We start from the raw sequence: 23,848 nt of genomic DNA on the forward strand, positions 1-23,848 counted from the left end.
GAAGAAGGCATGAAGAAAACCTTGTGGGGACTACTGACAAGCTGCGCGCTGCTGGCAATTCTGGGCGGATGCGCCAGCCAGAGCAACGAAGGCCGGGAATCAAGCATTACCGCCTACGGCATCGTTGACGTCGGCATCTCACGCACCAGTGACAAATAGCGCGACGCGCGCGACCGCTCCAGAGCGAGGGCGGACAGAAAAAAAAGAGCCCGCTGCGCGGGCTCTTAAATTAGCGATCTCAATTGCCCTGAAGGCCTCGGTAATCTATCTGTCATTTGCCATTCGTACTATCCGGGTAAACGGAAGCAAATCTACAAAATCAGGCTCTTGTACGCAGGGCGGCATACAAACTCGCGTCGCAGCCATGGTAAAAAAAAGCCCGCGCAAGGCGGGCTTAACAATCAGTTGAAGAAAACCCTGTATTCGAGGGCAGGCACAGTGTAAGAAGTTGCGGCCGCTTGACTAATTAGGGGAATCCCTTTGCCATGGCGGGAAAGCTGTCCGTTGCGGGGGTCAAGTGCGCGTAGCGGCCCCTCTTAGTCCACGAGCATAAAAAGGGGATTCGAAGTTAGAGGGATCGCTCCAACCTGCGCAGGGCCAGCCACCCGAAAGCCGCATTATCCGGGGCATCCAGGCCACTGACCTGGATGGGCTGCGCAAACTCATGCCACTTCGTGGGATAGCTCGCTGCGCTGCCCCAGATGCGCGCGCGCCTCCTCAAACAATGCATCGACTGCAGCGCGCGTACGCACTGCATGCATGCGGCGAGCATCCGACAAGACCCGCCGCCAGCCACGGCCACCGTGGATACCCCGATGCAAGCCCAGCATATGACGCGTAATGGCTCCCATATAGCCGCCCTGTTCGACCAGATCGCCGATGTAGCGCTGCATTGCCAGCTCAACCTCCAGTCGCGAAGGCACGGGCGTCCGTGCACCGTAGAAACGGGTATCCATCTCTGCCAGTACATACGGCTGGTGGTAAGCCTCGCGCCCGATCATGACGCCGTCCACATGCGCCAGATGCTCGTCCATCTCCTCATGCGTGACGATGCCGCCATTAATCAGGATTTCCAGTTGCGGGAACTCCCGCTTGAGCTGGTAAGCGACCTCATAGCGCAGTGGCGGGATCTCGCGATTCTCCTTTGGGCTTAACCCTTTCAGGATCGCATTACGCGCATGCACGATAAAGGTCTGGCACCCCGCATCGGCCACGGTACCGACGAAGTCGCGGACAAAATCGTAGTGCTCGATCGTGTCAATACCAATACGATGCTTGACGGTCACCGGGATCGATACTGCGTCGCGCATCGCCTTCACGCAATCCGCCACCAGTTCGGGCTCCGCCATCAGGCACGCGCCGAATGCGCCCCGCTGGACGCGCTCGGAAGGGCATCCGCAGTTGAGATTGACTTCGACATAGCCCCACTGCTCGCCCAGCTTCGCCGCTGCGGCGAGATCGGCGGGCTCGCTGCCCCCGAGTTGCAGCGCAACAGGCTGCTCGGTGGCGTTGAAGTCCAGGTGGCGAGCTACATCGCCATGCAGCAACGCACCTGTGGTCACCATCTCCGTGTACAGCCAGGTATGGCGGCTCAGCTGCCGGTGAAACATGCGGCAGTGACGATCCGTCCAATCCATCATCGGTGCAACCGATATTCTCCTAGGCGTTGATTTCATTGGAAAGTGGCTTCAGTACTGAGTTCTACGGTAGTTCGTCCGTCGTATCGTTAGTGACCGTTTAGGCCCATCCCCTGCTATTTTTAGCACCGAGTGCTACGATGTAGCACCGAAAAATTCCGTGTAGCACCGAGGAAGCATGGGAACGATAACGCAGCGGGAAAGGAAGGACAAGAGTATAGGGTACACCGCCCAGATCCGCCTGAAGCAAGGCGGGAAGGTGGTCTACAACGAGGCCAAGACCTTCGACCGGAGGCAGGCAGCCGCTGCATGGATCACGAAGCGAGAGAAAGAACTGGCACAGCCTGGCGCCCTCGACGCAGCGAAACAGGCCGACCCAACGCTGAGCGAGGTGATCGACCAGTACATCAAGGAGTCGCGCAAGGAAATAGGCCGAACCAAGGCCCAAGTGCTACGCGCCATCAAGGAAGCACCGCTGGGCGGGATGGTGTGCTCGAAGATCGACAGCGCCGCCCTCACCCGGTTCGCGCAAGGCTTGGGTGTGCAACCGCAAACTGTCGGCAACTATCTGGCACACCTCGCTTCGATCTTCGCGATCGCGCGCCCGGCATGGGGATACCCCCTGGACCAGACCGCGATGGACGATGCCCGCAAGGTAACGAAGAAGCTTGGCCTGACCAGCCGATCTATCGCGCGGAACCGCAGGCCGACGATGGCGGAGTTAGATCTGCTCATGGAGCACTTCGGCAAGATCCGCGCAAAGCGGGTCGATAGCACACCTATGCAGGCAATCACCGCATTTGCGATCTTCTCCACGCGTCGGCTGGAGGAGATGTGCCGAATCACGTGGGCCGACTTGGACGAACCAGGTGGGCGCATCATGGTGCGGGATCTGAAGCACCCGGGCGAAAAGCTCGGCAACGATGTCTGGTGTGACCTGCCGCTAGAGGCTATGCGAATCATCAAGGCCCAGCCAAAACGCGAGGCGAGAATCTTCCCAGCCAGCAGCGATGCGGTGAGCACCGCCTTTACCCGGGCTGCCAAGTTTCTGGAGATTGACGATCTGCATCTGCACGACATGCGGCACGAGGGAGCTAGCCGGCTGTTCGAGATGGGCCTGAGCATCCCGCGGGTGGCGGCCGTAACCGGGCACAGAAGCTGGCAAAGCCTGAAACGCTACACCCACCTAAGTCATGCCGGTGATCGCTTTGTTGGGTGGAAGTGGCTCGACGTGATCGCGCCACCGGAACCGCCAGAGGCTTCCTGATTTGCACCAACGAGGCCGCGCTATACTGTATATCCATACAGTAATCAATCACTTGCCATGGGCAACAAGAAATCCGCCGCCGGGTGCCAGATGCCCGAAGAACCGACAGGCCAGAAGCCAACCGTCCGCCAGGTCGCGCAGCGGCTACTTACCGCGCTCGATCGCTTTGATGCAGGGGATGATCCGGAGGGGGTTGAACTGGGCGAGGCGCGCCACGAATTGAGCGTGCTGCTCGCGAGCACCCCATCCGCAACCATGCTTCTGACTGGCGCGGACTTCGACCCGGAGGCGTTTGAGCGGATCTGGCGATCCACCGCGGTGCTGGCGGCCGGTACGCACTACGGCTGGCGCGGCGTGGCCGAAGCAGTGTGGGCTGCGGCACTAGACGTGGCTCGCGGCGGTGGCACAATCGTGGCTCGCGAACGCCCATAGGTGGTCACCCATGTGCACTAACTACGCCCCGGTGCAGCGCCAGCTGCTGCGCGACGTCTTTGGCGTCGAGCCGCCGCCGCTCCACTACCCACCCGAGACCTGGCCGGACTATGCCGCGCCGATCATCGTGGGCAACGGCGATGGCGCGCGCCAGGCGCTGGTAGGCACGTTCGGCATGGTGCCCAAGACAAGGATCCCGTCCGGCGTGGCCAAGTTCGACACCACCAACGCGCGATCGGAGACGGTCGGCGAGAAGCGGTCGTTCTCTGGCCCATGGAAGAAGGGGCAGCTCTGCCTGGTGCCGGCCAGCGCGTTCTATGAACCCAATTACGAGAGCGGGCCCAAGTCGGTGCGCTGGCGGATCTGGCTGAAGGACGAACCGGAGTTTGCTATCGCCGGGCTCTGGCGCGCGTGGCCGGGCGAGGCCGGCGCCGAGGTGTTTAGCTTCACAATGTTGACCATCAACTCGGACAAGCACCCCCTGATGAATCGCTTCCATGCCCAAGGCAAGGAAAAGCGGATGATCGTCATCGTGCCGCGGGCGGAATGGGATGATTGGCTGACCTGCCGGGATCCGGAGCGGGCGCGCAGCTTCATGCGGCCCTACCCGCCCGAGCTTATGGATGCCGCGCCGGCGCCGCGCGCGACGCGGGCAAAGGCTGCCGAGTAGCATCCCATGTAGGCAGGACGGACAATTGACCAGTTGAATCCTCATCTATGAGCGACCATTGGTTCCAATGCAGCGCGCGAGCGAACGTATGCAGCTCCCCATGAAATCGGCCCGAAGGACAACTGATGATGCGAGGTATCCGAACCGTTGCGTTCAATTGCCTTTTTGCTGCAACTCTGCTCTTCACCGGGGGCTGTGAGCAACAGTCTTTTCAGGAGCAGTCCGTACAATGCAGAGCGAGTTGTAGTGAGCGCCGGATGTCTGGAAGCATGGAGCGCCGACCAGGCCCAGCATCGCCAAAGCCGCTAGCGAATCAGTACGACTGCGTGTGCACGTAACCCGGTAGTACTTGATTCCGCTGCCGGCTGATGGTCAATAAGGGTCGATGCACACCGATTGAAAAAGAGTGGCCAGCTAAGATCGAATCCGGGTTCCATCGGTCCAGAATCGGGCCAGGAGCAGGCATTGGTGAAGTTAGGCTGACTTAATTGATGAGCACGGGACATGTGTGAAACTGGTTCGCGACATTTCCCTCGCCCGGAAAATCAGCTCCATTGTCAGTCGGGTAAGCCAACCCAAAAAGCGATAAGATCGCGATAATGCGTGATTAAAGGACACAACGATGGCTTGCTCCAGAGGCGCCGCATCACCTGATGCTCACACCCAGCGCCGCCTTTTTGCCGCATCGGCCGGCTACTGTCAAAACCCAGGATGTTCCAACGAGCTGTTCGTCGACGCAGCTGGTAAGTCCATTCACATCGCCGAGATGGCCCACGTGTTTCCGGCCAACGATGGCGGACCTCGGTCAAAACCGGAACTCAGTCAGGAGGAGCGCGGAGCCTTCGAGAACTTGGTTATGCTTTGCGCGAACTGCCATACGATGGTAGACAAGGCGCCAGACGCCTTTCCGGACACAACAATGCTGAACTGGAAGCGCGAGCATGCAAACAAGCTTCAAGGGCTCTTCGGCGCGGTAAAGTTCAGTGATCGCGCCAGCGCCCGACTAATAGTGGAGCCACTTTTGGCGGAGAACCATGCGATCTTCAATCAGTACGGTCCTCACATCGCCGCAGCATCTAACCCGGAGAGCGGTGCTGCTGAGCAGTGGAAGCGCAAAATGCTGACGCGCATCCTCCCTAACAGTAGACGAATGCTCGCGATCCTTGACGCCAACCGCCATCTGCTTAGCGGTGGTGAGAAGGCGACGTTGGAACAGTTCCGGCAACATGTTAACGACCTGGAGGCATTCCATATCGAAGGAAGTCGGGAGGATGCTTCTCGTTTTCCCGGGGAGTTGTCCAAGATTTTGGAGAGCTGATAAATGAGAAAAGAAGCGGTCCAATGGGTGGCCGATAAGCTGGGGGTGACCGAGGGACTTGAGGTTGTCGATCGAACTCCCGAGGGTTTTTTGGTAGTCAGGTCGAAGGGCGATTACACGTTCTTGGTTGCGGTGCTAGGCGTACGGGATTTGATCAAAGCGTCGGACGTGGAGCCTCTCTTTACTGGCGCCACCAGACCGCAGTTGGTAGTGAACATTCCTACTAGTGCCTTGTGGAGTGGTGCAGCCATCGACTGCATCCATGCGGCATCAGCCGCATTCGGAACGTTCGGCGATGTCTCTAGAGCTGCCAGTACAAAAGATGCCGGTTCTTATCGTGACAAGAACATGGACTTTTTTATCGACGCGATGCAACAGCACACGAACGTTCGCAGCGTCTCTTATATCTATGAGACGGTTTTCCGCGTTGATCGAGCGACCGGCGCAAGCCTCACTGTTGCGGTTATCGAAGCGTACAACATGAGCGCAGAAGACGTACGCAATGCAAGAGCACGATTTGGTCACTTTGACGTTGTTGTCAAGTCAACGAGCTACGGCTCAATCACAAGCGCGGCGGAGGGTGCTGCTGATTCTATTGGGGCGCAGGCCCTGACGTTTGCCGGCCTAATGCAGCGGCTGGGCAAGTGATCCGCCAACGCGTAATCACTAGCCTTTGTGAGCTTGCTCTATCGCTTGAGGCGGAGGCCGAAGGAACTCAATGGCATCTTTTCGGCTCAGTCGACCGGAACGAGTCATATGCTGCAGACATCGACCTGATGATCCTCTGCAAAAGCGACGAACAGGCCGACATACTTCGACGGGCCATCGATCCTGATGCCTTCGCTCTGCCGCTTCATCTAGTTTTAATGACCTTTGACGAGGCTGCCGAGGTAGACGCCGTTCGCGTGCAGCGTAGCGGTCTCATCTTCCCGTGAGATGTGGCGGCTACCTTCTATACAAAGGCGGTAGTTCGCCCACGGCCGGCGCTACGCCGGCCCTCCATTTTGACCGTCCGGCGGCTAGAACAAGCCGGCCGGCTCAGCTGCACGATCCCAGCTGTAGATGATCACCTCCCGCCGCGCGGCCAGCTTGTCGCCACCGCCCACTTGGTAGTTGATGTCGAGCCACTCCATCTGGAAGCCGCCAAAAATCCGCCGGATCTCCGGGTGGTCGTTCAAGCTCACAATCGCCTTGCCCTTGAGCCGGCGCATCACCTCCGCCATGCGCTCGTATTGCTCGAGCGGGAAGTCGACGCCATAGCCCTCGGTTTCCCAATAGGGCGGATCCAGGTAGAACAGCGTGTGCGGTCGGTCGTAGCGCGCGATGCACGCTGCCCAGTCCAGCTGCTCGATGTAGGCGCTGGCCAGGCGCAGATGGGCCGCAGACAGGTTCTCCTCCAGCCGCAGCAGATTCAATCCCGGCGGCGTAGTGGTGGCGGTGCCAAACGTCTGCCCCGCCACCTTTCCACCGAAACAGGCCTGCTGCAGGTAGTAGAAGCGCGCGGCGCGCTGAATGTCGGTCAATGTCTCCGGCCGCGTGTCCTTGAGCCACTGGAACACCGTGCGGCTAGTGAGCGCCCATTTGAATTGCCGCACGAACTCCTCCAGGTGGTGCTGCACCACGCGATAGAGATTGACCAGCTCGCCGTTGACGTCATTGATGACTTCCACCGTTGCCGGCGGCCGCATGAAGAACAGCGCGGCGCCGCCGGCGAACACCTCCACATAGCACTCATGGGCCGGGAAGCGGGAAAGCGGGGTATCGGCCAGGCGGCGCTTGCCACCGAGCCAGGGAATGATGGGTGTTGCCATTGTGTGGTGAGCCTTTCACATTTTGATATGATTTGCCCGCCTCCTAGGAAGGTGGCAGGGCCTTGGCTGGGCTCACTGGGTAGTTCAGTGTGTTCGGTGGCCACCGCCGGTGCTCCAACACCGACAGTGGCCGCCCTGTCTTTACTGCTGCGCCTGGTTCAACGTGTCGCGGACGGCGTTGTAGGCGTCGATACAGGCGTTGGCGTCGCGGATGCCGCGGTCGCCGTCTCGGGCGATGCCGTCGAGAGCTGCTGCAGTCTCCGGAGCAAGTTCGGCTCGCGCTTCACCAGCTCCGCCGGCAGCGCCGGGATCTGCGGTGGCGCCACCGGTGCCGGCCTGACAGGAACGGACGGCGAGGGACAGCCGGCGAGCCCCAGACAGGTACTCAGCGCGAGCAGTAGCTTTTGCGATGTCTTCACGATCTCTCTCCTCTTTGGCATGGGCCACCACGGCCGCGATCGCCTCTCCGGCCGCGCGCTCCAGCCCGCGGTACTTCGTGACCTGGTCGACCTCCGCTCGCGCGGCAGCCTCCCGCTCGCTGGCGATCTGCTCGCGCAGCTCGGCGAGCTGGCGCTCATAACGATTGCCCTGCAGCCACCAGGCGGCAGAGCCGCCCAGCGCCACGCCGGCGGCCACCATCAGAAAAGCCGCCAACAGGCGGCTCTTCCAGGCGGCTAGAAACTCAAGCGCCTTTGTTGCCATGCCGGCCCTCGCTCTGGCGCAGCCTGCGCTTGAAATAGCTCTCCAGGGCCTGCGCGCCGACGATGCCGAAAGCGCTGCCCAGCCCCACCAGCGCCACCGGGTTGAGCCCAGGGAACTGGATCAGCGCCATGCCGGCCACCATCGAGGCCGCGGCGCCCATCACCGTCCGGCCGAACACCAGGCGCACGGTGAGCGTTTCGTCGCTGGCCAGCAGCTTGCCCAGACCGATCAAGCCACCGACCACCACCAGCATAAAAAGACTCTTCTCAGGTTCTTGCATGGGGCTCCTTTACCCTTGAATGCACTGCTTGGCATGCACGTAGCGCTGCATGCGGTCGTCCAGCCCGTTGTAGCCGCCGTTGATGCGCTTGGTCAGTGCGCGCTGGTCGCCGGCGTCGGCCAGCTGGTTGCAGCCGTTGGCGAACCAGAACCACCCGGCCGAGCGCGCGGCCAGCCGGTCGTCGGTGGCGAGCAGCTCGGGCTGCCTGACCAGGTCGACGCCGAGGGCATGGCTGCAGGCCATGTAGTTGTCGTGGAACGTGATCTGCTTGAGACCGCGGCCACGGTACCGCCAGCCATCCCCGGTGCTGGCATCGCCATTGCCGTAGCGGCCGGCGTAGACGATGCTGGCGATGCGCTGCTGGCGCTCGAGCAGCACCATGCGCTCGCCGGCCTGGCGGCCGAGGGTCTTGGCCAGCGCCGGCGAGAGCCGTTTATCGAAGGTATCCATCAGCCCACCCACCGAGTAATCGAAGGACTCCGCCAAGGCGGAGAAGCCCTTCGATTCATGGCCGACCTGTGCAATCCAGGCCGCCACCCGGTGAGGGAGCAGGATGCCGAACTCGAACAGCGCGGCGTCGACGTGCGGCCACCAGCGATCGGCCAGCGCATCGTTGATGCCGGCCGCCTTCTGAAAGGTTGTTTTATCCATGACCTCGAATTGAAAAAGCCCGCACGCGGCGGGCAAGAAAAAACCACCCCGCAGGGTGGCTGGTGGTGGTGCGGCTGGCGTGCTAGACCGTGAGCAGGCGGTAGGCCTCCTCCTGCGTGATGTCCAGGCCGTACTTGCTGGACAGTGAGGCCGACAGTTGCAGCGCCGCCGGCGATCCGGCCACCGCCAGCTGCGCGCGGTAGGCCTCCAGCTCGAGGCGCAAGCGCCAGCGGCGACTAACCTGGTACAGCAGACCATTGAAACCCAGCCAGCGCCAGAACTGCCGCGCATGGGTCTGCTCATGCGCCAGCAGCGCGGCGCTGGTACCGGGCCGCACCAGGACCACCGGGCCCACGGTGTAGCCATCGAAGCGGGCCGGGATGAGGCGCGCGGTGACGATCACCAGGCAGAGGGGGCGCAGGTAGAGTTTCATGCGGCCCACACCCGATACGGCGTTTCAGGCGGCGCGATCGTGTACTCCGACAGCTCGCCGGGCTCCAGCTGCCGGGTAAGCCGCAGGTTGGCAAAGTAGCCCGACTGGTAGGTCAGCGGCACGCCGTCTGCGTCGAAGGTCGCCGGGATCTGGCCGATGTAGTCGAACGTTGCGCCCTCCCTGTCATAGGTCGGCGCCAGCTCTTGCAAAGCCGCGCCGTCAGAACCGTGCAGATAGTAATCGTGGAGTTCGGTCATAGCGAGGATAGGCTGATTAGAGTGGGGTCGTCCTTGAATTGCGGGATGTAGTCGAACTCGGTGAGCTCGCACGATGATTGATTGCCACCATAGTTCAATCCGCCCAATCCGAAGCGGTCACACACCGGAACAGCCGCCGGCGCTGCACTCTTGACAGCTCGCCCATTGACCGACATGCGGTATTGCCCGACCTTGTAAGCAAGCGCAACCTTTACCCGCTCGCCAATCCCAACCCCGGTTACATCCGCGATATTTGCGATGGTGACATTGTTCGCAATCGACACAGACACCACAGACCCGCCAGCGTCAATGCCCAAGAAAAAGCGATTCAACAGCGTGCCATCGCCGAACTCGAGCAGGGATCGCGTAGACGAGGGGGTCTGCGGACGAACGAACCCGACAACGACAGTGCCCTCGTTCGGGTTGAATGCCAGCTTCTGGAGCGACGGCTGCAGGAACAAGTCCTGTCCGCGCGTACCTTGCGCCGTTGTCGTGACGATTGGCGTGGTCGGAAGACTTCCACCCTCCAGTTGCGCGTGATGGATGATGATCGAATGCCCTGCCGCATTGTTCGCAACGGGGTACGGATAAAAACCATACGTATCGCCTGCCGCGTTGAGATCCGTCACCCAAAGCAAGTACACCGCACCGCCGTTAGGACCTACGTCCATCAACTTTGCAGAACCTACGGTTGCAGTCCCCGATGCGCCGGTCTTGTTGAACGTGCCGGTTGCAAACGAGAACGAACCGGATGTGACCACGGCTGCAGGCGCATTGATTTTGTAGATGGTCAGCGAAAGGCTACCGACTTGTGCCGCGCTTGCCGGATCAATCTCGACAATCAGTGAGCAACATTGCCGGATCGTAGTGGTCCAGGAAAATCCGTTCTGCGGCGGCATATTCGGCGAGCCTGCACCTTTACTGATAAAGCGTCGTTGCTGCGTGCCGCCCTCGAATAGCGGATTGACATTCTCCACCTTGTAATACGTATCCTCGCCTCCCACCGGATTGCGCGGCATGCTCGGAAACGCCACGTTAGTCGCAGCAATTTCCGAAAGAACGCCGTTAGGGTTCGTCGTCACGCCATTGAATTGCAGCGAGGGGACGTTAATCGCATCACTAACGAAACGCTGCGCCGGTCCCATCCGCCAACGCGCGGTGTTGCGCGTGAATACCAGAAGTTGATCAAGTGTTTTCTGCCCGAGCATTATGTTTTTCCCTTGAAAACGCCGACGAACCCGTAGGGCCACGACGGGTCATCGTTCCATGCACGAAAATCGCTGTTGACGAAATCGAGCCGCACCGTCGGCCCGCTGTAGGATTCCACGAAGTTGAGCGAGACCGTGCCTGCGAGCAGGTCCTCCGCGTCATACCGCGGAGCATTTGCCGCCATCGATAGACCGATACCGATCCGCATTACAGCCTCACAAAGTTGCTGGCCGTGGTGCCGGTCGCGTTGATGCGGATGCAGCGGATGGGCAGATACTGCCCACTCGGGTAATTCAGGAAAGGCACCACCACACCATCCTCGCGGACAGCCTGGATGTCGCCGCCGGTCCCGACGTAGATCGCGCGCGGCAGCACGTCGAAATCGACGGTGTCGCTTTTGGTGACGACCGCAAAATCGCGCGACGGTGAGTCGAGTTCCTGACGGTGATTCCTGTACTTGTCTTCTGCAGGCATGCAGTCCTCCAAAAAGAAAAAGCCACCCGAAGGTGGCGAGATGGGTGCGCGACGCGCTACAGCTTGATCAGGTCGAGCTGGTAGCTCCCCGCACCTGTGAATAGGACGGCGTCTACGTCGGATCCGATGGGGCGGGATGGGCTGCTCCAGACTGACCCACCGCTGAAGTAGGTGAGGGTGATCTCCCTGATCAGCACGAAGTTGTTATCGAGCAACCGGGCCTTGATGGCATTGCGGAAGCCGGGGTCAACGGCAAAGACCAGGTTCGTCTGAACCGTTGAATCAAAACTGTACGTGCTCGTCATCAGCTGCCGGATCTGCACGTTTCCGAAGTATTGGTCAATCTGCGGGACCAAAGCCCCCGTGAAGGAAGCGCTGCTGTATCCGATGTACTCGCCGTTGACTCCCGCATCCACACCCCCCCAGTAGGGTCGCGTCTTGCCCAGCAGTTGCGACAGCGACACCGAGGTGGCAAGGCGCGAGACGCCAGCGAGGCGCTTGACGGCCTCATAGGCCATATCAATGCCGGCGCCGGCACGCAGTTCGGTGGCCACGTCCGAGAGCGAGAGCGGCGGAACAGAAGGCAAGGTCATACTCGCCCTCCTTCGAGCTGGCGCACCCGCAGCGACAGCGCCTTGACCGCCTCGATCAACACCGGCCCCAGCGTGCCGTAGTCGACCGACAACAAGCCGTCCGCGCCTTCAATGACCGACTCCGGCAGCACCTCCCGCAGCTCTTGCGCGATCACCCCAACATGGACACGCCCGTCGTCCATGTCGCTGCGGGTATATCGCACGCCGCGCATCTGCTCCACCAGGCCAAGCGCATCCTCAATCGTCACGATGTCACGCTTTACCCGTGCATCCGAGGTCCAGGTCACGTTCAAAGAGCCTTTGAGGTAGCCCGTGACCATCAGGTCACCCTGGAACTGGAACTTGTCGGCATTGTTGTCGACGCCCCCACCGAACAAGTGCCGGCCCGCACTGTTGACCACGTGCTCGGCGACATTCGTGCTGAAATCCCGCGCTGCCGCCGTGTTGCGCAGCAGGGCATAGGCACCGCCCTCGACCTGCGTCTGGAAGACGCCCACCGCGCCGGCCTGGTCGGTTTCCACGTAGCGCACTAGCGGTTGCGTATGGCTCATCGTCAGGGTCGGGAGCGACTGCACCCAGGCCACGCCGTTGGCCGCCGCATTGACCGCCAGGAACTTGCTCGCATTGCCGGCCAGGGCGGGCACGCCGGCCGCTGACTGCGCCGCCGCGGCATAGGTCTGCGCCTGGCCGGCCGAGGTGGCCGCCGCATCGCGGTAGCCGAGCACCAGCGCCGCAGTGGTTTTCACCCAAAGCACCACCTTCATGAACTGCGCCAGCGCGATCATGAAGCGCGTGCGGTGGCCACCGTTGCCGAGGCCGGTGGTGGCGCTGTCGCTGTCGTCAATGGTGATGTTGTCGCCGCCGACGTCCGGCGTAAAAGTCACGCTCGTCATTAGAGTTCCTCGATTTCAAAAGCATTGCTGTGATTGCCGACCATGACGCGCGCGATCGGGCTGAGCTGGCGAAGGCGCCCCAGGTAGGACTGACGCAGCAGGTTGATGGCATCGTCCTTGTCCCAAACCAGCAGGAGCTCGCCATCGATGCCGGCCTTGCGCTGGATCTCGAAGATTCGGCCGAGCGCCTCATCCTTCGACAGGTAGCCCAGCTCGAAGCGCGTGACGCGCCGGCCGTTCTTGCGATCGAAGTACGGTGCACCGGACATGGCCCGCTGCATGCCGGTATCGGTCTCCCAGCCGATCGAGGCGCCCCAGTTGGCGTTGTAGATCGGCTGCCAGGCACTCCCCACGAACATGCGCCCGAACTCGACATAACCATCCGGATTGGTCTCGTCGTCGACCTCCACCCGGATGTAACGGCCAGCCACCGGTTTCGGCAGCACCGCCAGCAACAGAGACGGATATTCCTTGCGCTCCTCCTCGGTGATGCTGCCCGCCCAGAAGTTGTCATCCTCCCATTCCAGGACGCTGGTGGGGAACAGCGTCGGCCAAGCCAGCTGCCAGTCCGGATCCCATGCCAGGTAGGTCTGCGTGGCGAAGTCCATCAGCACGGTGGGCCCGCCGTCCGGCGGCACCGTGACCGCGTTGTCGTAGACCGTGCTGGTGAAGCCCGGATTGTTGGCCACGCGCACCCGCCACTTTGCCGCGGTGGACAGGTTATGGCGCACGACGGCCACCACCGACACCAGGCGACTGCGGCCGAGATCCAGCGTGAATTGCGTGTCGGCCTTGCTCGCCGTCGCCGTACGGGCCACGCGCGAGAGCTGGCGATCCTTGAGGTTGTCGCGCGATATCTGCCAATTGCCACCGCTAAGCGTGCCGGTGTCGGTGATATTGGGATGCGCCAGGAGAACGTTCGCCACCCTACCCCCACAAAGTCAGTTTCACGGTGTCGGAATCGACACCGGCATCCAATCCGATCACCCGCAGCAGCCGGCCGGTGAGCCCGTAGCGCGGATGGTCCAGGGCCACCACCACACCCAGGTCGACCTGGTCGCCCAGCTCGGACTGCGGCACCTCGACGTCGACCAGGATGCGCCGCACGCTGTACAGCGCGCTGCGCCTGGTCGCCTCCGCCGTGGCATCCGCTTCGGCGACCAGCGCCGCATCGAATGTGACCTCTTCCGATGAAGGCCACGCCGTTTTGACCGCCACCACCTCGACCGCCGTCTGCCGGTATTCCTGCGCCAGAAAGGCCTTGCGCGCTTGCGCCACGCTGCCGGCTGGCTGTGCCTGCACCGTGTAGTTGCGACCGAAGCGCACCACTGCACGCCAGTTCGGCACACCGGCGGAACGCAACACCAGGCTGGTCACCGCGTCGATGGGCCAGCGCGCCACCGGCACGCCGGTCGGGGCAGTCAGCCGGCCCATGCGCAGTCGATTGAGGCGATCGAAGCCGTACCAGGCGCCGATGGCGTTGGCCAGCTCATCCATGACCGTCTGCGTGTTGGCTTCGCCGTCCACCCACACCCCCACCGGCGCACTGTTGGCGGCGTTGAGCGCTGTTACGTCGGCATCCACGATGTCGCCGGCCGGGATCTCCCCATTGAGCGCGAGCTGCTTGAGTAGCGCCCCGGCGCGCTGCTCCGCGGTGCCGGCATCCGCCGTCACTTGGCCGGCCGGCATGGATCCCAACCGGAACAGGCCGAGCCAGCAACGGAAGGTGCCGGCTGCCGGCGCGGTGGCCAGCAGGTCGGCCTGGCTGGCATAGTCGGCGCCGCGCGCGAGGGCCACGCCGTTGTCATAGACCACGGTCACGGTGCAGGCCTGGTCGGACACCTGATAGACCAGCTTGGAGGTGTTGACGGCCTTGGCCGGCACATTGAACACGCCGCCATAGACGCGCGGCTTGTACTGGTCCTTGAGATCGTCCTTGGTGCCCTCCACGCCATCCGGGAGCACGTTGCTGCCGGCATACTTGGGCCGTGCCAGGGGCCGCGCCAGGAATGCCAGGCGATCGCGCACCTGCAGGCTCATGGCGCCGTCATCCGCGCTCACGTCATCGAGCAGCCCCGACATCACCGTCGCCCAGCCGGACACCGGCGTGCCCGGCTGCCCCACCTTGACGGTGAAAGGCCGGCCATCGAACGCATAGTCGGCGACCAGGTTGTCCAGGCCACCATCGGTGTTCAGCAACCGGATCTTGCCCGCCGAAGCGCGCGAGGCGCCGTAGGTGGTAGCCCGGTCGAACAGCGTGCGAGACAGCCGCGGCTGCTCCTGCAGGCGCCCCTCGAAATACGCATTGGCCGGCGTATCGGTGGGCCGCGTGGTGAAGCCTGCGCTGGCGAAGCGCAGCACCTCCACCGCCGCGGCCGAGATCCGCCAGGCGCTTACCTCTATTGCAATTGTCATTTTTGGTTCTCGTTGACCAGTTCATCCAGCAGCCGGTTTTGTCTGCCAGCCGCAGCCATGGATTCCTGGTGGTTCTCCTCGGCCTGCTGCATACGGGCGGCCGCCTGCTGCCGGTTTGCGTTGATCAGCTCTTGCACCTTGGCCTGCAGCCGGGCGACTTCCGTCACAAGCGCAGCGTTGGCGCCCCGGCCAAACTCCGACCAGTTCGGAGCCTGCCGATACCTGGCGTTCTCAGCCCGGGTCAGAATCCCCTCTCCTTCGTGAAGCTCAGCGAGGTACCCGTCGAACGGCACATAGTCTTTGCCGTTGGCATGCGAGCCGTCCGGCTTGAAGCCCTTGACGCTGTTGTAGTCGGCGGCATACTGCCCACCGCTGGCGTAGTAGGCGCGGGAGGCCTCCAGGAAGGCCTGCGCGATCTGCGTCCACTTCGACTGGGCATCGGCATCGCCGCCCAGCGCCGCGGATGAGGTCTCCTCATAGCGCCGCCGGGCCTCCGCATACTGCTGCTCGGGTGTCAGCGTCGACAGGTTGCCCAGGTCCAGCGAGGCCTGGAATTCCCGCACCTGCTTACCGAAGACATCAAACGCCTCGGTCAGCTGCGCGAAGGCTGGCGCGATGCCCAGCAGCGTGGCGTACAGCTTGCGGCCGCTCTCGTCGTTGAGGTTGATCCCATCCATCAAGGCGCGGAATGCCGCCTTGCTCTCCGGCATCACCAGGTTCAGCGCGGCGAACTGGGCGGCCAGCTGCTTCCTGGCAAATGCTTGCTGTTCGCCCGCGCTGTAGTACGCCTGGAAATAGCTGTTGAGCCCCGAGGTCAGCGCCTCCATGCCGCCGGAGACCTTGGCCAGCTCCAGCGCGGCCGACGCCGACAGGTCCGCAAAGCCCTTGAACGGCAGCTTCTTGACCGCGTCAGCAAACTGGTAAAGGCTATCGAGCGTTGCCAGCACCGCCTGGACATCATCAGCACTGAGCTTGGAGGCGTCGATGCTGTCGATGTACTCCTTGAACGGCCGCTCCAGGTTCGCGCTCTGCAGGCCCTGGATGATGGAGCGCTGCAGCTGCAGGTTCAGGGCATCGAGCACCTTGCCGGCATCCTTCTCGCCGGATAGGTCGGCGCGGTTGTCCTGCCCCAAGCCGGCGAACACGAAGGAGCGGCCTTTCTTGGGGCTGACTTCCCAGCCAGCCCGATAGCCGCCGGTGCCGTCGAGCGAACCGCCATAGCGCTCGGTGAGCGACTGCAGCGAGCCATAGGTGGTCTCGATCGCCTTGGTGACCTGGTCGGCCGCCGGATCGCCGCCGGACGGCCCACCGCCCTTGCTGGCCTTGCCGCCATTCACGTTATAGCCAGCGCCGTAGCGGGTTTCCCCGCCGCCTCCAATCAACGAGCCGATGGCGGCACCCAGCACCGCGCCGGCGATCGTGCCCACCACGGGCAGCGCCGAGCCCAGGCTGGCCCCCATGGCGCTGGCGGCAGCGGCACTCGACCCTGCCACTGCCAGCCCGCCCACAGCCCCCAAGGACCCACCCAGCGAGGAGTAGCCCTTGTTATTGAACAGGGCGCCACCTACCAGCCCGCCGGCAATCCCGGCGCCGGCACCCCACAAGCCGGAGGCGCCATTGACCCAGGAGCCCATGCCACCACTGGCGCCGGAGGCAAAGCCGCCCGAGCTGGCCGTCGCGCTCAAGCCGGCGAAACCGAACTCGCCAGTTTGCGCGGCCAGCATAGCGGCCTGCTGGCTGCCCACGGTCAGGCCGGGCACCATGGCGCCATACGCGGCCGAGTTGCCCACCAGGAGGCCACCCAGCATGCCGTTGACGCCGTAGGCATCGCCCAGCAGGTTGGACATCTGCATCAGGTTGGACGTGCCACCCATGCCCCCACCGCTGCCGTAGCCGCCAGCTACGCTGCCAGGGCCACCACTGAAGCCCAGCGCCCCGTTCACCCCCGCCTGGACGTACTGGAAGGGAATCCGCAGCAGCGTGGTCTTGAACAGGTTCTTGAGCCCATCCACAAAGGTGCGCCCCATGTCCTTGCCCGCCTCGAAAGCCCGGAAAAAGGAATCGGTGAGCCCCTGCCCTATCTCGTCATAGACGCGCTTCCACTCCTCCGCCGTTTTCTTCGCCTGGTCATAGCGCGCTTCGGTGGCCTCCTTGGTGTAGAGCGCATCCCGCAGGCGCTGGCGTGCCTCGATCTCCGCGTCAATCGCCTTGAGCTGCTCGCTCATGGGATCCAGCATGGCGATCGCTTCCCGCCGCTCCTGCAGGCGCGCAACAGTCACCGCCTCGATAGCCGAAGGCAGACGCCCATACAGCTCCGTCTCCTGCGTCACGGCCACAATGCGCTGCTCCAGCCCCAGCAGCGTCTTCTGGTCGAGATCGGTCTGCTGGCGGTAAAGCAGATCGTTCTGGTCCTGCAGCGCGTTGGTGCGCTCCTGACCGAGACTCTTGAGCTCAGCCTCGATGCGCACGCGCTCGCCGCGGTACTTCTCGCGTGCCGCCAGTTCCTTCTTGCCGGCGGCTAGATCCTCGAGCTGCTTCGATTGCTCCAGCTCGCCCTCCAGAGCTACCTGCCGCGCGTCATAGCTGCGCGTGAGCGCCTCGGTTTCCGTGATCTGCCCGGTACGGCGCAGCCGCTCGACATTGGCCAGCTCGCGCTTGAGCGTATCCTCGCGCAGCTTGCTCTGCTGCTCGATTGCCGCCATCTGCCCGCCGAGCATGTTCTGGAAGGCCTTGTTGGCCTCTTCCGCATCCTTGGCCCCGCCAGCCCACTTGTCATAGGCTACCTTGACGCGCGCGGTGTAGGTCGTCAGGTTGATGGCGCCCTCTGCCAGCAGCGCCTTCTGCGTGGTGACGTACTTCTCGTAGTTCTCGTTGACCCCCTTGAGCTGGTTCTCGAACTTCTGGTTTTCCGCTTCCAGCTTGCGCACGCGCTCGGCGCGCATGGCAGCCTCGGCGGCCACCAGGGCGTTCTCGAGCCGCGCCTCATCCAGCAGGTTCGGGTTGTAGGGATTGGCCGCCCGCTGCTCCGGCGTGAGGGCGGCATTCTTGGCCTTCAGGTCTGCCAGCGCCTTTTTCTGGTCGACCAGCCTGGCGCCATCGCCCGCCGGCGTGCCGTCGCGGATCTCGTTGCGCTCCCGATACTTGGCAATCTGCTTGTTCAGGTCGTCAATGATCTGCTGCGTCGACTGACCACTGACCGCGACCTGCTTGCCCGAAGAATCGACCGCCTCGCGCGCCGCATCCCGCTGCCGCGCCGAGTAGATCTCCCAGGCCGTGACGCCCAGGCCCAGCACCGTCACCACCGCGCCCAGGGGACCGCCCAGCAGGCCGAGCGCCCGGGTCGCCAGCCCGGCACCGGCGCCGGCGGCGGTCTGCGCCGTCGCCAGCGCACGCTGTGCCACGGCGTTGGCTTCGGTGGCTGCCGCAATCTCCAGGTTCACCCGGACTTGCTGCTGGCCGAGCACCGCCAGCTCGGCGATCGCGGCCGAGCGGGCCGCCGTGGCCGCGGTCGCCTGCAGCTCGGCCTCGCGCACCAGGCGCAGCGAACCGGACAGCGCGCCGGTGGCCGTCGCCGCCGCGATGGTCGCCTCCGCGCTCTGCAGGGAGGCATTGGCGCTGGCCAGGCGAGCCATCTGTTCCGCCCGGGCCACACCGATGGCAGCAGAGACCGCCGTGGTGTCAGCAGCGACCGCCGCGGTGTGCGCTGCCTCCGCCTCGACCGCCAGCAGGGTCGCCGTCGCCTGCTGCCGGGTCGCCTGGCTCAGCAACATGGCGGCATCCGCCTTGCGCGCGAACGAGGAGGCGGCATTGAGCGCCCAATCGGCGGCCTTGGCCGCCACCAGGCCAGTCAGGGCCGCCGTGACATAGTCCAAGTTCTCCGCCAGGAAGGACACGCCGTCCGCCATCTTGCGGAACACGCCCGAGGCCTCGTTCATGTCCGAGATGCGCTTCATGAGCGCATTCTGGAGCTGGGTGAACGACTGCTCGACCGTCATCGGCATCGAGGCAAACTCGGCGCTCAGCTGCTTGCCCGCCTTGTCCAGCGCATCGAGCAGCTGCGCCGGCACCAGCTTGCCCTCTTCGCCGAGCTTGCGCAGCTCGCCGATCGAGACGCCCAGGCCATCGGCCAACGCTTGCGCTAGGCGCGGCGCCTGCTCCAGCACCGAGTTCAACTCTTCGCCGCGCAGCGTGCCGCTGGCCAGACCCTGCGAGAACTGCACCAGGGCGGCCTGCGTCGATTCCGCGGAACTGCCGCTCAGCGCGATCGCCTTGGACACGTTTTCCGTGACGCGCAGGATCTTGTCCTGGCTGGCGCCCATCTCCTGCCCGGCCTTGGCCAGGTAGGAGTACGTCTGCGCCACGCCGGCCCACTGCTGGCGCGTGCGCTGGGCCACGTCATACAGCGCGCTTTGCGTCTGCGCCGCACCCTGCGCCGACGACGACACCAGGCCGATCCGCGCCGACAGGTTGGTCGCCGCATCCGACATGCTGACCATCTCCGCAATGGTGAGCCCCAGGCCGATGCCGCCAATCGTGCGCATGAGGCCGTCGAAGCGGCGGTTCAGCGCGTCGGTGGACTCCACCACCCGACCCATCGAGCCCGCCATCCGGTCCGCACTGCGGGCGACGGCCACCGCGCTTTGATCAGCCCGGGTCGCCGCGCCCTGCAGGGAACTCTCGACGTCCCGACCGAACTTCTTGGCCGTCGCCGCGCCGGCCGCCATGCCCTGGTTGTAGTCCGTCAGGTCCGCCCGATACCTGACCATCATGTTTCCGAGCTCGGACACAGGCCCCTCCCCTCAATTGAAAACACCCGCCGCAGCGGGCGCGAAAGCTATTGGCGACGCGCCTCGGCCTCATCCAGAAAGACCTTGAGCGCGGCCTTCTCCATCAGCTGCAGATCCGCGAACAGGGCCGCCAGCCGCTTGCGTCGATATCGCTTTTTGCTCATGACGCTGTCGACGCCTGGATAGTTGAGGCCGGTGCGCACCACGCCGGCCATCGTGCCCACGTAGTTCCACTGGGTATCCACGTCGAAGAACAGGAACAGGGATTCCTCGTTGTCGGCGTAGTAGAAGAAATCCTCGCCGGTAGGCCGCGCGCGCACCGCATCGAGCACGTCATCGGGTGCGCCGAGTGCCGCCAGCGCGTCGGCCACGTCGGCGTCGGCCTCGAAGTCATCCTCCCGAAAACCGGCCCAATGGCGCGCGGCCTCAATCAGTTTTTTGCGCGGGCCGTGACGATGTTGTCCCAGAACGCCTGCTGCACCGCTGCGGCCGCCGGCGGGATGCTCAGCAGGAATGCCTTGTTCTCCTCGTTGAACTCGGCGACCGTGCCATCGTCGGCGACCATTTCTTTCCAGCCAACCAGGACCTCACGCGCGATCCAGACCGGATCATTCGACCCCTCGACAATCCAGCGGGCTTTGAGGGCTTCCAGCTCGTCTACCGAGTAGCGGGTGAAGCTGGCCAGGAACTGCGATTTTTCGAGAATGCCTTTCTCGTTGAGGACCTCGACGTTGACGCGCGCGCCGAAGGTGGGTTTCATTGCCAGGCGGAATGCCATGGGGGATCTCCTGAAGATGCAAAAGGCCCGCACTGCGGCGGGCCTTGTCGGGTTTTGGTTGGCGCGACCAGGTCGCTTACTTGACGGTGATCACCAGCTCATCGTTGCCGGCCGACGGGGCGATGATGAGGTTGGCGGTCATCATCGCCACCCCGTCCTGGTCGGTGTAGGCCGGATTCGACAGCTGCACCTGCGGCGCATCGAACTTGACGGTATTGCCGGCCACGGTGCCGTGCGTGATCGACAGCGAGGCGGTCAGGGCATCGCGCACCGTCAACCACCAGTCTTTGACCGCGACGGCGCCGAGCTCCATGTTGATGCTGCCCGCCACCTGGCGATCGGTCTGGGCCACGCCTTCATAGCCGATCAGCGAGCGCCAGACCAGGGTATTGGCCAGGTCCAGTTGCAGCGCCTGCAGCGGGCCGTTGTAGCCATGCATCGACCAGGTGGCCGTGTTGGTCTTGTTGACCAGCAACGGACGCTTGAACTTGGTGTAGTCGACACCCGCCGGGTTGCCCGCATCGGTCACCGGGTTAAAGGCGCCCAGGAACTTGTAACGCATCACCGGGAAGCCCTTGCTGGTGATGTCGAACGAGACCGTGCCCATGCAGCCGATCAGCTTGTGCATCAACCCGTCGATGTAGGCATAGATCGACACCGTCTCATTGCTGCCGGTGATCGGCGCATATTTGACGTCGGTGGCCGCGGTGACCGTCTCCGACATGCCGCAGGCACGCATCAGCGGGCCCCAGGCGGGGGCGGTACCGGCCGCGCCGGAACCGGCGATCTCCACCTCGAAATCCATCTCGCTGTGGATGCCGGCCGGCAGCTGGTCGCTGTTGCCGAAATAGGCGCGGATCAGGTTTCGCGGCACATTCTCGGCCACCAGCGGCTGGATGTTGACCTGCCGCACCAGGATGGCATTGGCGGCGCCGGTGGGAATCGCATCCACGCCGGATGTGGTCTCGATTTTCGCCAGAATGATGGTCCGTCGATTGAGCTTTGGCATTGCTTACTCCTTGGGAGGGTTGTCGGGCCGCGTGGCGATTTCCAGCGCGGGGCCGGCGGTCGGGGTGCGCCGGCCCGTGGCGGGATCGAACACGAACGAGCCACCGATGCCGGCATATTCATCAGTACCGATGGCCATTTCCGAATCCAGCGGCACACCGGTCTGCGCGGCTGGCAGGCCCTCATCCGCCGGCGCATCATCGCCGGCAGTGGTTGTCATCATGGGGATCTCCTAGGCACTCAGGCTGTCACGACTGGTGCGGTAAAACAGGTCGTAGTGGACGGTGCGCGCGCCGACGATGCCGCCGAGGTTGTCGTAACTCGGCGTATCGGTGCCGAGCTCGGCGATATCGATCAGGGCGGGATCCGTAAAGGCCATCACCACCGGGTGGACCAGCGCCAGCGTGGCCTCGGAGATCGAATCCGGGTCGGCATCACGTGCCACCACCGTAATGAGCAGCTCGGCGTGGCGATCGATCTCAGCGGTGGACTCGGCGCCCATCTGTTCCTGGCCGTGGTGGACCACCAGGACACGCTTGGTGGTGCGCATGTCCAGCGCAGCGAACAGGGAGCGCGAGAACACCAGGCCGAGCCCCTGCAGCGCCGGCGCAGTCTGCAGCGCCTGCAGCACGCCTTGCGCCATTGCCTCTCGTTTGGTTGTCATGTCGGTACCGGGTTAAGGTCGATCCGCACAAATGCGCCATCGCCGTGCTTGGCGGGCGGGCCGACCGGGTTGTAGGAGCCGGCGCTATTGCCTTCGGTCACGACCACCACGTCCGCGGCGGTCAGGACGCCAAACACGTCCGCGCGGCCGAGCAGCCACACGCCGGCGCCGCGCGAGAGGCCGTTTAGCGTCTCGCCGGGCACCTGGCTAAGCAGCGCCAGCTGGGAAATGCTCCGGCTGGCCACCGTCACCATGTCGCCGAAGTCCTCGACAAAGGTGTCGAGATCCTCGCCGGGCAACATCAGGCCGGCGGGCGGGAGCCATCACCGCCCTGCCCGTCCTCGTCCTCCTCATCGCCGTCCTCGTTGCCATCCTGGCCATCGTCGCCCTGACCGCCTTCTTTAGCGCCAGCACCCTTGGGTTCGGCCGCCTTCTTGCGCTCCACGATCTCGACGGCGCCGGCCGCCTCGAGCGCTGCGGCATCGACCGGCGAGACATCGAACACGGCGCCGGCGGGATGCACCTTCTTGCCGGTGTCGACCGGCCAGTTTGCTTTGACTTTCATGGAATCCTCGAATGCAAACGGCCCGCGTAGAGCGGGCCGCTACGGTTTCACGCGCGCCGTCAGAATCAGGCGACCACGTTCTGGAAGAAGTAGGACAGGTCCGGCGCGCATACCACTTCACGCAGCCGCTCGCCCGCGCGAACCTTGTAGCCGCCATCGAGACCGCCGAAGTCCTCGCCGAATTTGGCGTTGGACACGCGAGGACCGCTCTCCGCCGTGAAGCCCCAGGTCGTGGACCGGCTCGTCTCGGTCGGCTTCTCGCGGTAGATGAATGCGGCATGCTTGCCCCAGGTGCGCTGGATGGACGCTGCCTGCCCCCTGCGTGCCGTATTGACGAAGGAATCGCCAACGAGGATCTCCTGAAGTTCGAGCGCATCCGCCAGTTGCTGACGCGTCACGCCACCGGTGGTGCCGCCCTTACCATTGATGTAGTCGATGACCTTGGGGTGCAGCCTCAGCTTGGTCCAGGCGAGGCGACCGATGGTCATGACGTTCGGGCGCATGATCGGCACATCGAGAGCCGTCTGAATAGCGCTGATCGGGTCGGAGCTGGTGTAGTCGGACCATTGCGAGGTGCCCGAAAGCGTGACCTTGTTGGCGTGGTTGGCCGGATTGAACACCGTGCCGGCCACGCGCACCTCGCGGTCGAGCGTCACCAGCTTCATGACGAACTCGGCAGCGATCGCCAGCGGGTCAACGCCCTCCGGGGCATTGCGCATGTCCGCCATCGGCACGATTTCATCCAGACCGTACTCGGCCACGCTGGCGGTCACCATGTCGCCGTTCTGTTCCACCTGGTTGGGTGCCGACTTGCGGCCCACCTTGGTGTCCTGGATGGTGAACTGCTCGGCCATGTTCTGCACCAGGTACTTGAATTCATCCTGGCCAACCGGTACGCGAGGCATGACGCCGTCGGCGATCATCGCGCCATTCGCGTATGCGATCACTACAGCAGCGATCAGTGCTGCGTTGATCGGGAAAGGGGCTACGGGTGTAGGCATGTA

Annotated in this window: 30 protein-coding genes; 7 read left to right on the forward strand and 23 right to left on the reverse strand. The window is 63.6% G+C overall.

Annotation, left to right across the window (positions count from 1 at the left end; genetic code table 11):
• Positions 1 to 9 precede the first annotated feature (9 nt).
• Positions 10 to 159, forward strand: coding sequence for a hypothetical protein (locus ACZY0R_RS28465; protein ID WP_488863095.1), 150 nt, complete (start codon positions 10 to 12; stop codon positions 157 to 159).
• A 503-nt stretch (positions 160 to 662) separates the two neighbouring features.
• Here the strand turns inward: ACZY0R_RS28465 and dusA are convergent.
• Positions 663 to 1,676: a tRNA dihydrouridine(20/20a) synthase DusA gene (gene dusA, locus ACZY0R_RS28470; RefSeq protein WP_488863097.1), complete on the reverse strand. Its 1,014-nt coding sequence runs from the start codon at positions 1,674 to 1,676 to the stop codon at positions 663 to 665.
• A 139-nt stretch (positions 1,677 to 1,815) separates the two neighbouring features.
• Between dusA and ACZY0R_RS28475 the strand changes: the two genes are divergently transcribed.
• From ACZY0R_RS28475 to ACZY0R_RS28500, 6 genes are all read left to right on the forward strand, one after another.
• Positions 1,816 to 2,904 carry a tyrosine-type recombinase/integrase gene (locus tag ACZY0R_RS28475; RefSeq protein WP_488863099.1) on the forward strand — a complete coding sequence of 363 codons (1,089 nt, stop codon included), beginning with the start codon at positions 1,816 to 1,818 and terminating at the stop codon, positions 2,902 to 2,904.
• 57 nt (positions 2,905 to 2,961) lie between these two features.
• Positions 2,962 to 3,336, forward strand: a complete 375-nt coding sequence (locus ACZY0R_RS28480; RefSeq protein WP_488863101.1) for a hypothetical protein — start codon at positions 2,962 to 2,964, stop codon at positions 3,334 to 3,336.
• 10 nt (positions 3,337 to 3,346) lie between these two features.
• The gene (locus tag ACZY0R_RS28485) at positions 3,347 to 4,006 is read left to right on the forward strand and encodes an SOS response-associated peptidase (RefSeq protein ID WP_488863103.1); all 660 of its coding nucleotides are present in this window, start codon (positions 3,347 to 3,349) and stop codon (positions 4,004 to 4,006) included.
• 622 nt (positions 4,007 to 4,628) lie between these two features.
• On the forward strand, positions 4,629 to 5,324 hold the full coding sequence (locus ACZY0R_RS28490) for a hypothetical protein (protein WP_488863105.1): 696 nt from the start codon (positions 4,629 to 4,631) through the stop codon (positions 5,322 to 5,324).
• A gap of 3 nt (positions 5,325 to 5,327) precedes the next feature.
• The gene (locus ACZY0R_RS28495) at positions 5,328 to 5,972 is read left to right on the forward strand and encodes a hypothetical protein (protein WP_488863107.1); all 645 of its coding nucleotides are present in this window, start codon (positions 5,328 to 5,330) and stop codon (positions 5,970 to 5,972) included.
• On the forward strand, positions 5,969 to 6,259 hold the full coding sequence (locus tag ACZY0R_RS28500) for a hypothetical protein (RefSeq protein ID WP_488863109.1): 291 nt from the start codon (positions 5,969 to 5,971) through the stop codon (positions 6,257 to 6,259). Before ACZY0R_RS28495 ends, ACZY0R_RS28500 begins: the two co-directional genes overlap by 4 nt.
• An 84-nt stretch (positions 6,260 to 6,343) precedes the next feature.
• On the opposite strand, the gene ACZY0R_RS28505 is transcribed toward ACZY0R_RS28500, so the two are convergent.
• From ACZY0R_RS28505 to ACZY0R_RS28610, 22 genes are all read right to left on the reverse strand, one after another.
• Positions 6,344 to 7,135, reverse strand: coding sequence for a DNA adenine methylase (locus ACZY0R_RS28505; RefSeq protein ID WP_488863111.1), 792 nt, complete (start codon positions 7,133 to 7,135; stop codon positions 6,344 to 6,346).
• Between the two features lie 141 nt (positions 7,136 to 7,276).
• Positions 7,277 to 7,837, reverse strand: a complete 561-nt coding sequence (locus ACZY0R_RS28510; protein WP_488863113.1) for a lysis system i-spanin subunit Rz — start codon at positions 7,835 to 7,837, stop codon at positions 7,277 to 7,279.
• Entirely contained in the window at positions 7,818 to 8,117 is a 300-nt protein-coding gene (locus ACZY0R_RS28515) for a phage holin family protein (RefSeq protein ID WP_488863115.1), read from the reverse strand. Before ACZY0R_RS28515 ends, ACZY0R_RS28510 begins: the two co-directional genes overlap by 20 nt.
• Positions 8,118 to 8,126: 9 nt before the next feature.
• A complete protein-coding gene (locus tag ACZY0R_RS28520; RefSeq protein WP_488863117.1) occupies positions 8,127 to 8,768 on the reverse strand; it encodes a glycoside hydrolase family 19 protein in 642 nt (213 codons plus the stop codon).
• An 82-nt stretch (positions 8,769 to 8,850) separates the two neighbouring features.
• The gene (locus ACZY0R_RS28525; protein ID WP_488863119.1) at positions 8,851 to 9,201 is read right to left on the reverse strand and encodes a hypothetical protein; all 351 of its coding nucleotides are present in this window, start codon (positions 9,199 to 9,201) and stop codon (positions 8,851 to 8,853) included.
• Complete coding sequence (locus ACZY0R_RS28530; protein ID WP_428178910.1) at positions 9,198 to 9,458, reverse strand: hypothetical protein; 261 nt, start codon at positions 9,456 to 9,458, stop codon at positions 9,198 to 9,200. Before ACZY0R_RS28530 ends, ACZY0R_RS28525 begins: the two co-directional genes overlap by 4 nt.
• Positions 9,455 to 10,666 (reverse strand): phage head spike fiber domain-containing protein, encoded by a 1,212-nt coding sequence (locus ACZY0R_RS28535; RefSeq protein ID WP_488863121.1) that lies wholly within the window; start codon positions 10,664 to 10,666, stop codon positions 9,455 to 9,457. Before ACZY0R_RS28535 ends, ACZY0R_RS28530 begins: the two co-directional genes overlap by 4 nt.
• Entirely contained in the window at positions 10,666 to 10,875 is a 210-nt protein-coding gene (locus ACZY0R_RS28540) for an SH2 domain-containing protein (RefSeq protein WP_488863123.1), read from the reverse strand. Before ACZY0R_RS28540 ends, ACZY0R_RS28535 begins: the two co-directional genes overlap by 1 nt.
• Complete coding sequence (locus ACZY0R_RS28545) at positions 10,875 to 11,141, reverse strand: spike base protein, RCAP_Rcc01079 family (RefSeq protein ID WP_488863125.1); 267 nt, start codon at positions 11,139 to 11,141, stop codon at positions 10,875 to 10,877. The genes ACZY0R_RS28540 and ACZY0R_RS28545 overlap by 1 nt, the downstream gene beginning before the upstream one ends.
• A 56-nt stretch (positions 11,142 to 11,197) precedes the next feature.
• The gene (locus ACZY0R_RS28550) at positions 11,198 to 11,734 is read right to left on the reverse strand and encodes a hypothetical protein (RefSeq protein ID WP_488863127.1); all 537 of its coding nucleotides are present in this window, start codon (positions 11,732 to 11,734) and stop codon (positions 11,198 to 11,200) included.
• Complete coding sequence (locus ACZY0R_RS28555; protein WP_488863129.1) at positions 11,731 to 12,627, reverse strand: tail fiber domain-containing protein; 897 nt, start codon at positions 12,625 to 12,627, stop codon at positions 11,731 to 11,733. Before ACZY0R_RS28555 ends, ACZY0R_RS28550 begins: the two co-directional genes overlap by 4 nt.
• The gene (locus tag ACZY0R_RS28560) at positions 12,627 to 13,553 is read right to left on the reverse strand and encodes a hypothetical protein (RefSeq protein ID WP_488863131.1); all 927 of its coding nucleotides are present in this window, start codon (positions 13,551 to 13,553) and stop codon (positions 12,627 to 12,629) included. Before ACZY0R_RS28560 ends, ACZY0R_RS28555 begins: the two co-directional genes overlap by 1 nt.
• A 1-nt stretch (position 13,554) precedes the next feature.
• On the reverse strand, positions 13,555 to 15,042 hold the full coding sequence (locus ACZY0R_RS28565) for a hypothetical protein (RefSeq protein ID WP_488863133.1): 1,488 nt from the start codon (positions 15,040 to 15,042) through the stop codon (positions 13,555 to 13,557).
• Entirely contained in the window at positions 15,039 to 19,829 is a 4,791-nt protein-coding gene (locus ACZY0R_RS28570) for a tape measure protein (RefSeq protein WP_488863135.1), read from the reverse strand. The genes ACZY0R_RS28565 and ACZY0R_RS28570 overlap by 4 nt, the downstream gene beginning before the upstream one ends.
• Positions 19,830 to 19,876: 47 nt before the next feature.
• On the reverse strand, positions 19,877 to 20,200 hold the full coding sequence (locus ACZY0R_RS28575; protein WP_488863137.1) for a DUF1799 domain-containing protein: 324 nt from the start codon (positions 20,198 to 20,200) through the stop codon (positions 19,877 to 19,879).
• 59 nt (positions 20,201 to 20,259) lie between these two features.
• Positions 20,260 to 20,607, reverse strand: a complete 348-nt coding sequence (locus ACZY0R_RS28580; RefSeq protein ID WP_488863139.1) for a hypothetical protein — start codon at positions 20,605 to 20,607, stop codon at positions 20,260 to 20,262.
• 76 nt (positions 20,608 to 20,683) lie between these two features.
• Positions 20,684 to 21,616, reverse strand: coding sequence for a phage tail tube protein (locus ACZY0R_RS28585; protein WP_488863141.1), 933 nt, complete (start codon positions 21,614 to 21,616; stop codon positions 20,684 to 20,686).
• Between the two features lie 3 nt (positions 21,617 to 21,619).
• The gene (locus ACZY0R_RS28590; RefSeq protein WP_488863143.1) at positions 21,620 to 21,838 is read right to left on the reverse strand and encodes a hypothetical protein; all 219 of its coding nucleotides are present in this window, start codon (positions 21,836 to 21,838) and stop codon (positions 21,620 to 21,622) included.
• Between the two features lie 9 nt (positions 21,839 to 21,847).
• Positions 21,848 to 22,279 carry a hypothetical protein gene (locus tag ACZY0R_RS28595; RefSeq protein ID WP_488863145.1) on the reverse strand — a complete coding sequence of 144 codons (432 nt, stop codon included), beginning with the start codon at positions 22,277 to 22,279 and terminating at the stop codon, positions 21,848 to 21,850.
• Positions 22,276 to 22,581 carry a hypothetical protein gene (locus tag ACZY0R_RS28600; RefSeq protein WP_488863147.1) on the reverse strand — a complete coding sequence of 102 codons (306 nt, stop codon included), beginning with the start codon at positions 22,579 to 22,581 and terminating at the stop codon, positions 22,276 to 22,278. Before ACZY0R_RS28600 ends, ACZY0R_RS28595 begins: the two co-directional genes overlap by 4 nt.
• Positions 22,581 to 22,844 carry a hypothetical protein gene (locus ACZY0R_RS28605; protein ID WP_488863149.1) on the reverse strand — a complete coding sequence of 88 codons (264 nt, stop codon included), beginning with the start codon at positions 22,842 to 22,844 and terminating at the stop codon, positions 22,581 to 22,583. The genes ACZY0R_RS28600 and ACZY0R_RS28605 overlap by 1 nt, the downstream gene beginning before the upstream one ends.
• A gap of 65 nt (positions 22,845 to 22,909) precedes the next feature.
• Positions 22,910 to 23,845 (reverse strand): hypothetical protein, encoded by a 936-nt coding sequence (locus tag ACZY0R_RS28610; protein WP_488863151.1) that lies wholly within the window; start codon positions 23,843 to 23,845, stop codon positions 22,910 to 22,912.
• Positions 23,846 to 23,848: the final 3 nt, after the last annotated feature.

The sequence above is a fragment of the Cupriavidus sp. F041 genome (genome assembly GCF_057814235.1).

Bases quoted from the DNA above. Each gene is read 5' to 3' on its own strand.
- ACZY0R_RS28465 (WP_488863095.1), top strand. From the start codon at position 10: ATGAAGAAAACCTTGTGGGGACTACTGACAAGCTGCGCGCTGCTGGCA.
- dusA (WP_488863097.1), bottom strand. From the start codon at position 1,676: ATGAAATCAACGCCTAGGAGAATATCGGTTGCACCGATGATGGATTGG.
- ACZY0R_RS28475 (WP_488863099.1), top strand. From the start codon at position 1,816: ATGGGAACGATAACGCAGCGGGAAAGGAAGGACAAGAGTATAGGGTAC.
- ACZY0R_RS28480 (WP_488863101.1), top strand. From the start codon at position 2,962: ATGGGCAACAAGAAATCCGCCGCCGGGTGCCAGATGCCCGAAGAACCG.
- ACZY0R_RS28485 (WP_488863103.1), top strand. From the start codon at position 3,347: ATGTGCACTAACTACGCCCCGGTGCAGCGCCAGCTGCTGCGCGACGTC.
- ACZY0R_RS28490 (WP_488863105.1), top strand. From the start codon at position 4,629: ATGGCTTGCTCCAGAGGCGCCGCATCACCTGATGCTCACACCCAGCGC.
- ACZY0R_RS28495 (WP_488863107.1), top strand. From the start codon at position 5,328: ATGAGAAAAGAAGCGGTCCAATGGGTGGCCGATAAGCTGGGGGTGACC.
- ACZY0R_RS28505 (WP_488863111.1), bottom strand. From the start codon at position 7,135: ATGGCAACACCCATCATTCCCTGGCTCGGTGGCAAGCGCCGCCTGGCC.
- ACZY0R_RS28510 (WP_488863113.1), bottom strand. From the start codon at position 7,837: ATGGCAACAAAGGCGCTTGAGTTTCTAGCCGCCTGGAAGAGCCGCCTG.
- ACZY0R_RS28515 (WP_488863115.1), bottom strand. From the start codon at position 8,117: ATGCAAGAACCTGAGAAGAGTCTTTTTATGCTGGTGGTGGTCGGTGGC.
- ACZY0R_RS28520 (WP_488863117.1), bottom strand. From the start codon at position 8,768: ATGGATAAAACAACCTTTCAGAAGGCGGCCGGCATCAACGATGCGCTG.
- ACZY0R_RS28525 (WP_488863119.1), bottom strand. From the start codon at position 9,201: ATGAAACTCTACCTGCGCCCCCTCTGCCTGGTGATCGTCACCGCGCGC.
- ACZY0R_RS28530 (WP_428178910.1), bottom strand. From the start codon at position 9,458: ATGACCGAACTCCACGATTACTATCTGCACGGTTCTGACGGCGCGGCT.
- ACZY0R_RS28535 (WP_488863121.1), bottom strand. From the start codon at position 10,666: ATGCTCGGGCAGAAAACACTTGATCAACTTCTGGTATTCACGCGCAAC.
- ACZY0R_RS28540 (WP_488863123.1), bottom strand. From the start codon at position 10,875: ATGCGGATCGGTATCGGTCTATCGATGGCGGCAAATGCTCCGCGGTAT.
- ACZY0R_RS28545 (WP_488863125.1), bottom strand. From the start codon at position 11,141: ATGCCTGCAGAAGACAAGTACAGGAATCACCGTCAGGAACTCGACTCA.
- ACZY0R_RS28550 (WP_488863127.1), bottom strand. From the start codon at position 11,734: ATGACCTTGCCTTCTGTTCCGCCGCTCTCGCTCTCGGACGTGGCCACC.
- ACZY0R_RS28555 (WP_488863129.1), bottom strand. From the start codon at position 12,627: ATGACGAGCGTGACTTTTACGCCGGACGTCGGCGGCGACAACATCACC.
- ACZY0R_RS28565 (WP_488863133.1), bottom strand. From the start codon at position 15,042: ATGACAATTGCAATAGAGGTAAGCGCCTGGCGGATCTCGGCCGCGGCG.
- ACZY0R_RS28580 (WP_488863139.1), bottom strand. From the start codon at position 20,607: ATGGCATTCCGCCTGGCAATGAAACCCACCTTCGGCGCGCGCGTCAAC.
- ACZY0R_RS28585 (WP_488863141.1), bottom strand. From the start codon at position 21,616: ATGCCAAAGCTCAATCGACGGACCATCATTCTGGCGAAAATCGAGACC.
- ACZY0R_RS28590 (WP_488863143.1), bottom strand. From the start codon at position 21,838: ATGATGACAACCACTGCCGGCGATGATGCGCCGGCGGATGAGGGCCTG.
- ACZY0R_RS28595 (WP_488863145.1), bottom strand. From the start codon at position 22,279: ATGACAACCAAACGAGAGGCAATGGCGCAAGGCGTGCTGCAGGCGCTG.
- ACZY0R_RS28600 (WP_488863147.1), bottom strand. From the start codon at position 22,581: ATGTTGCCCGGCGAGGATCTCGACACCTTTGTCGAGGACTTCGGCGAC.
- ACZY0R_RS28605 (WP_488863149.1), bottom strand. From the start codon at position 22,844: ATGAAAGTCAAAGCAAACTGGCCGGTCGACACCGGCAAGAAGGTGCAT.
- ACZY0R_RS28610 (WP_488863151.1), bottom strand. From the start codon at position 23,845: ATGCCTACACCCGTAGCCCCTTTCCCGATCAACGCAGCACTGATCGCT.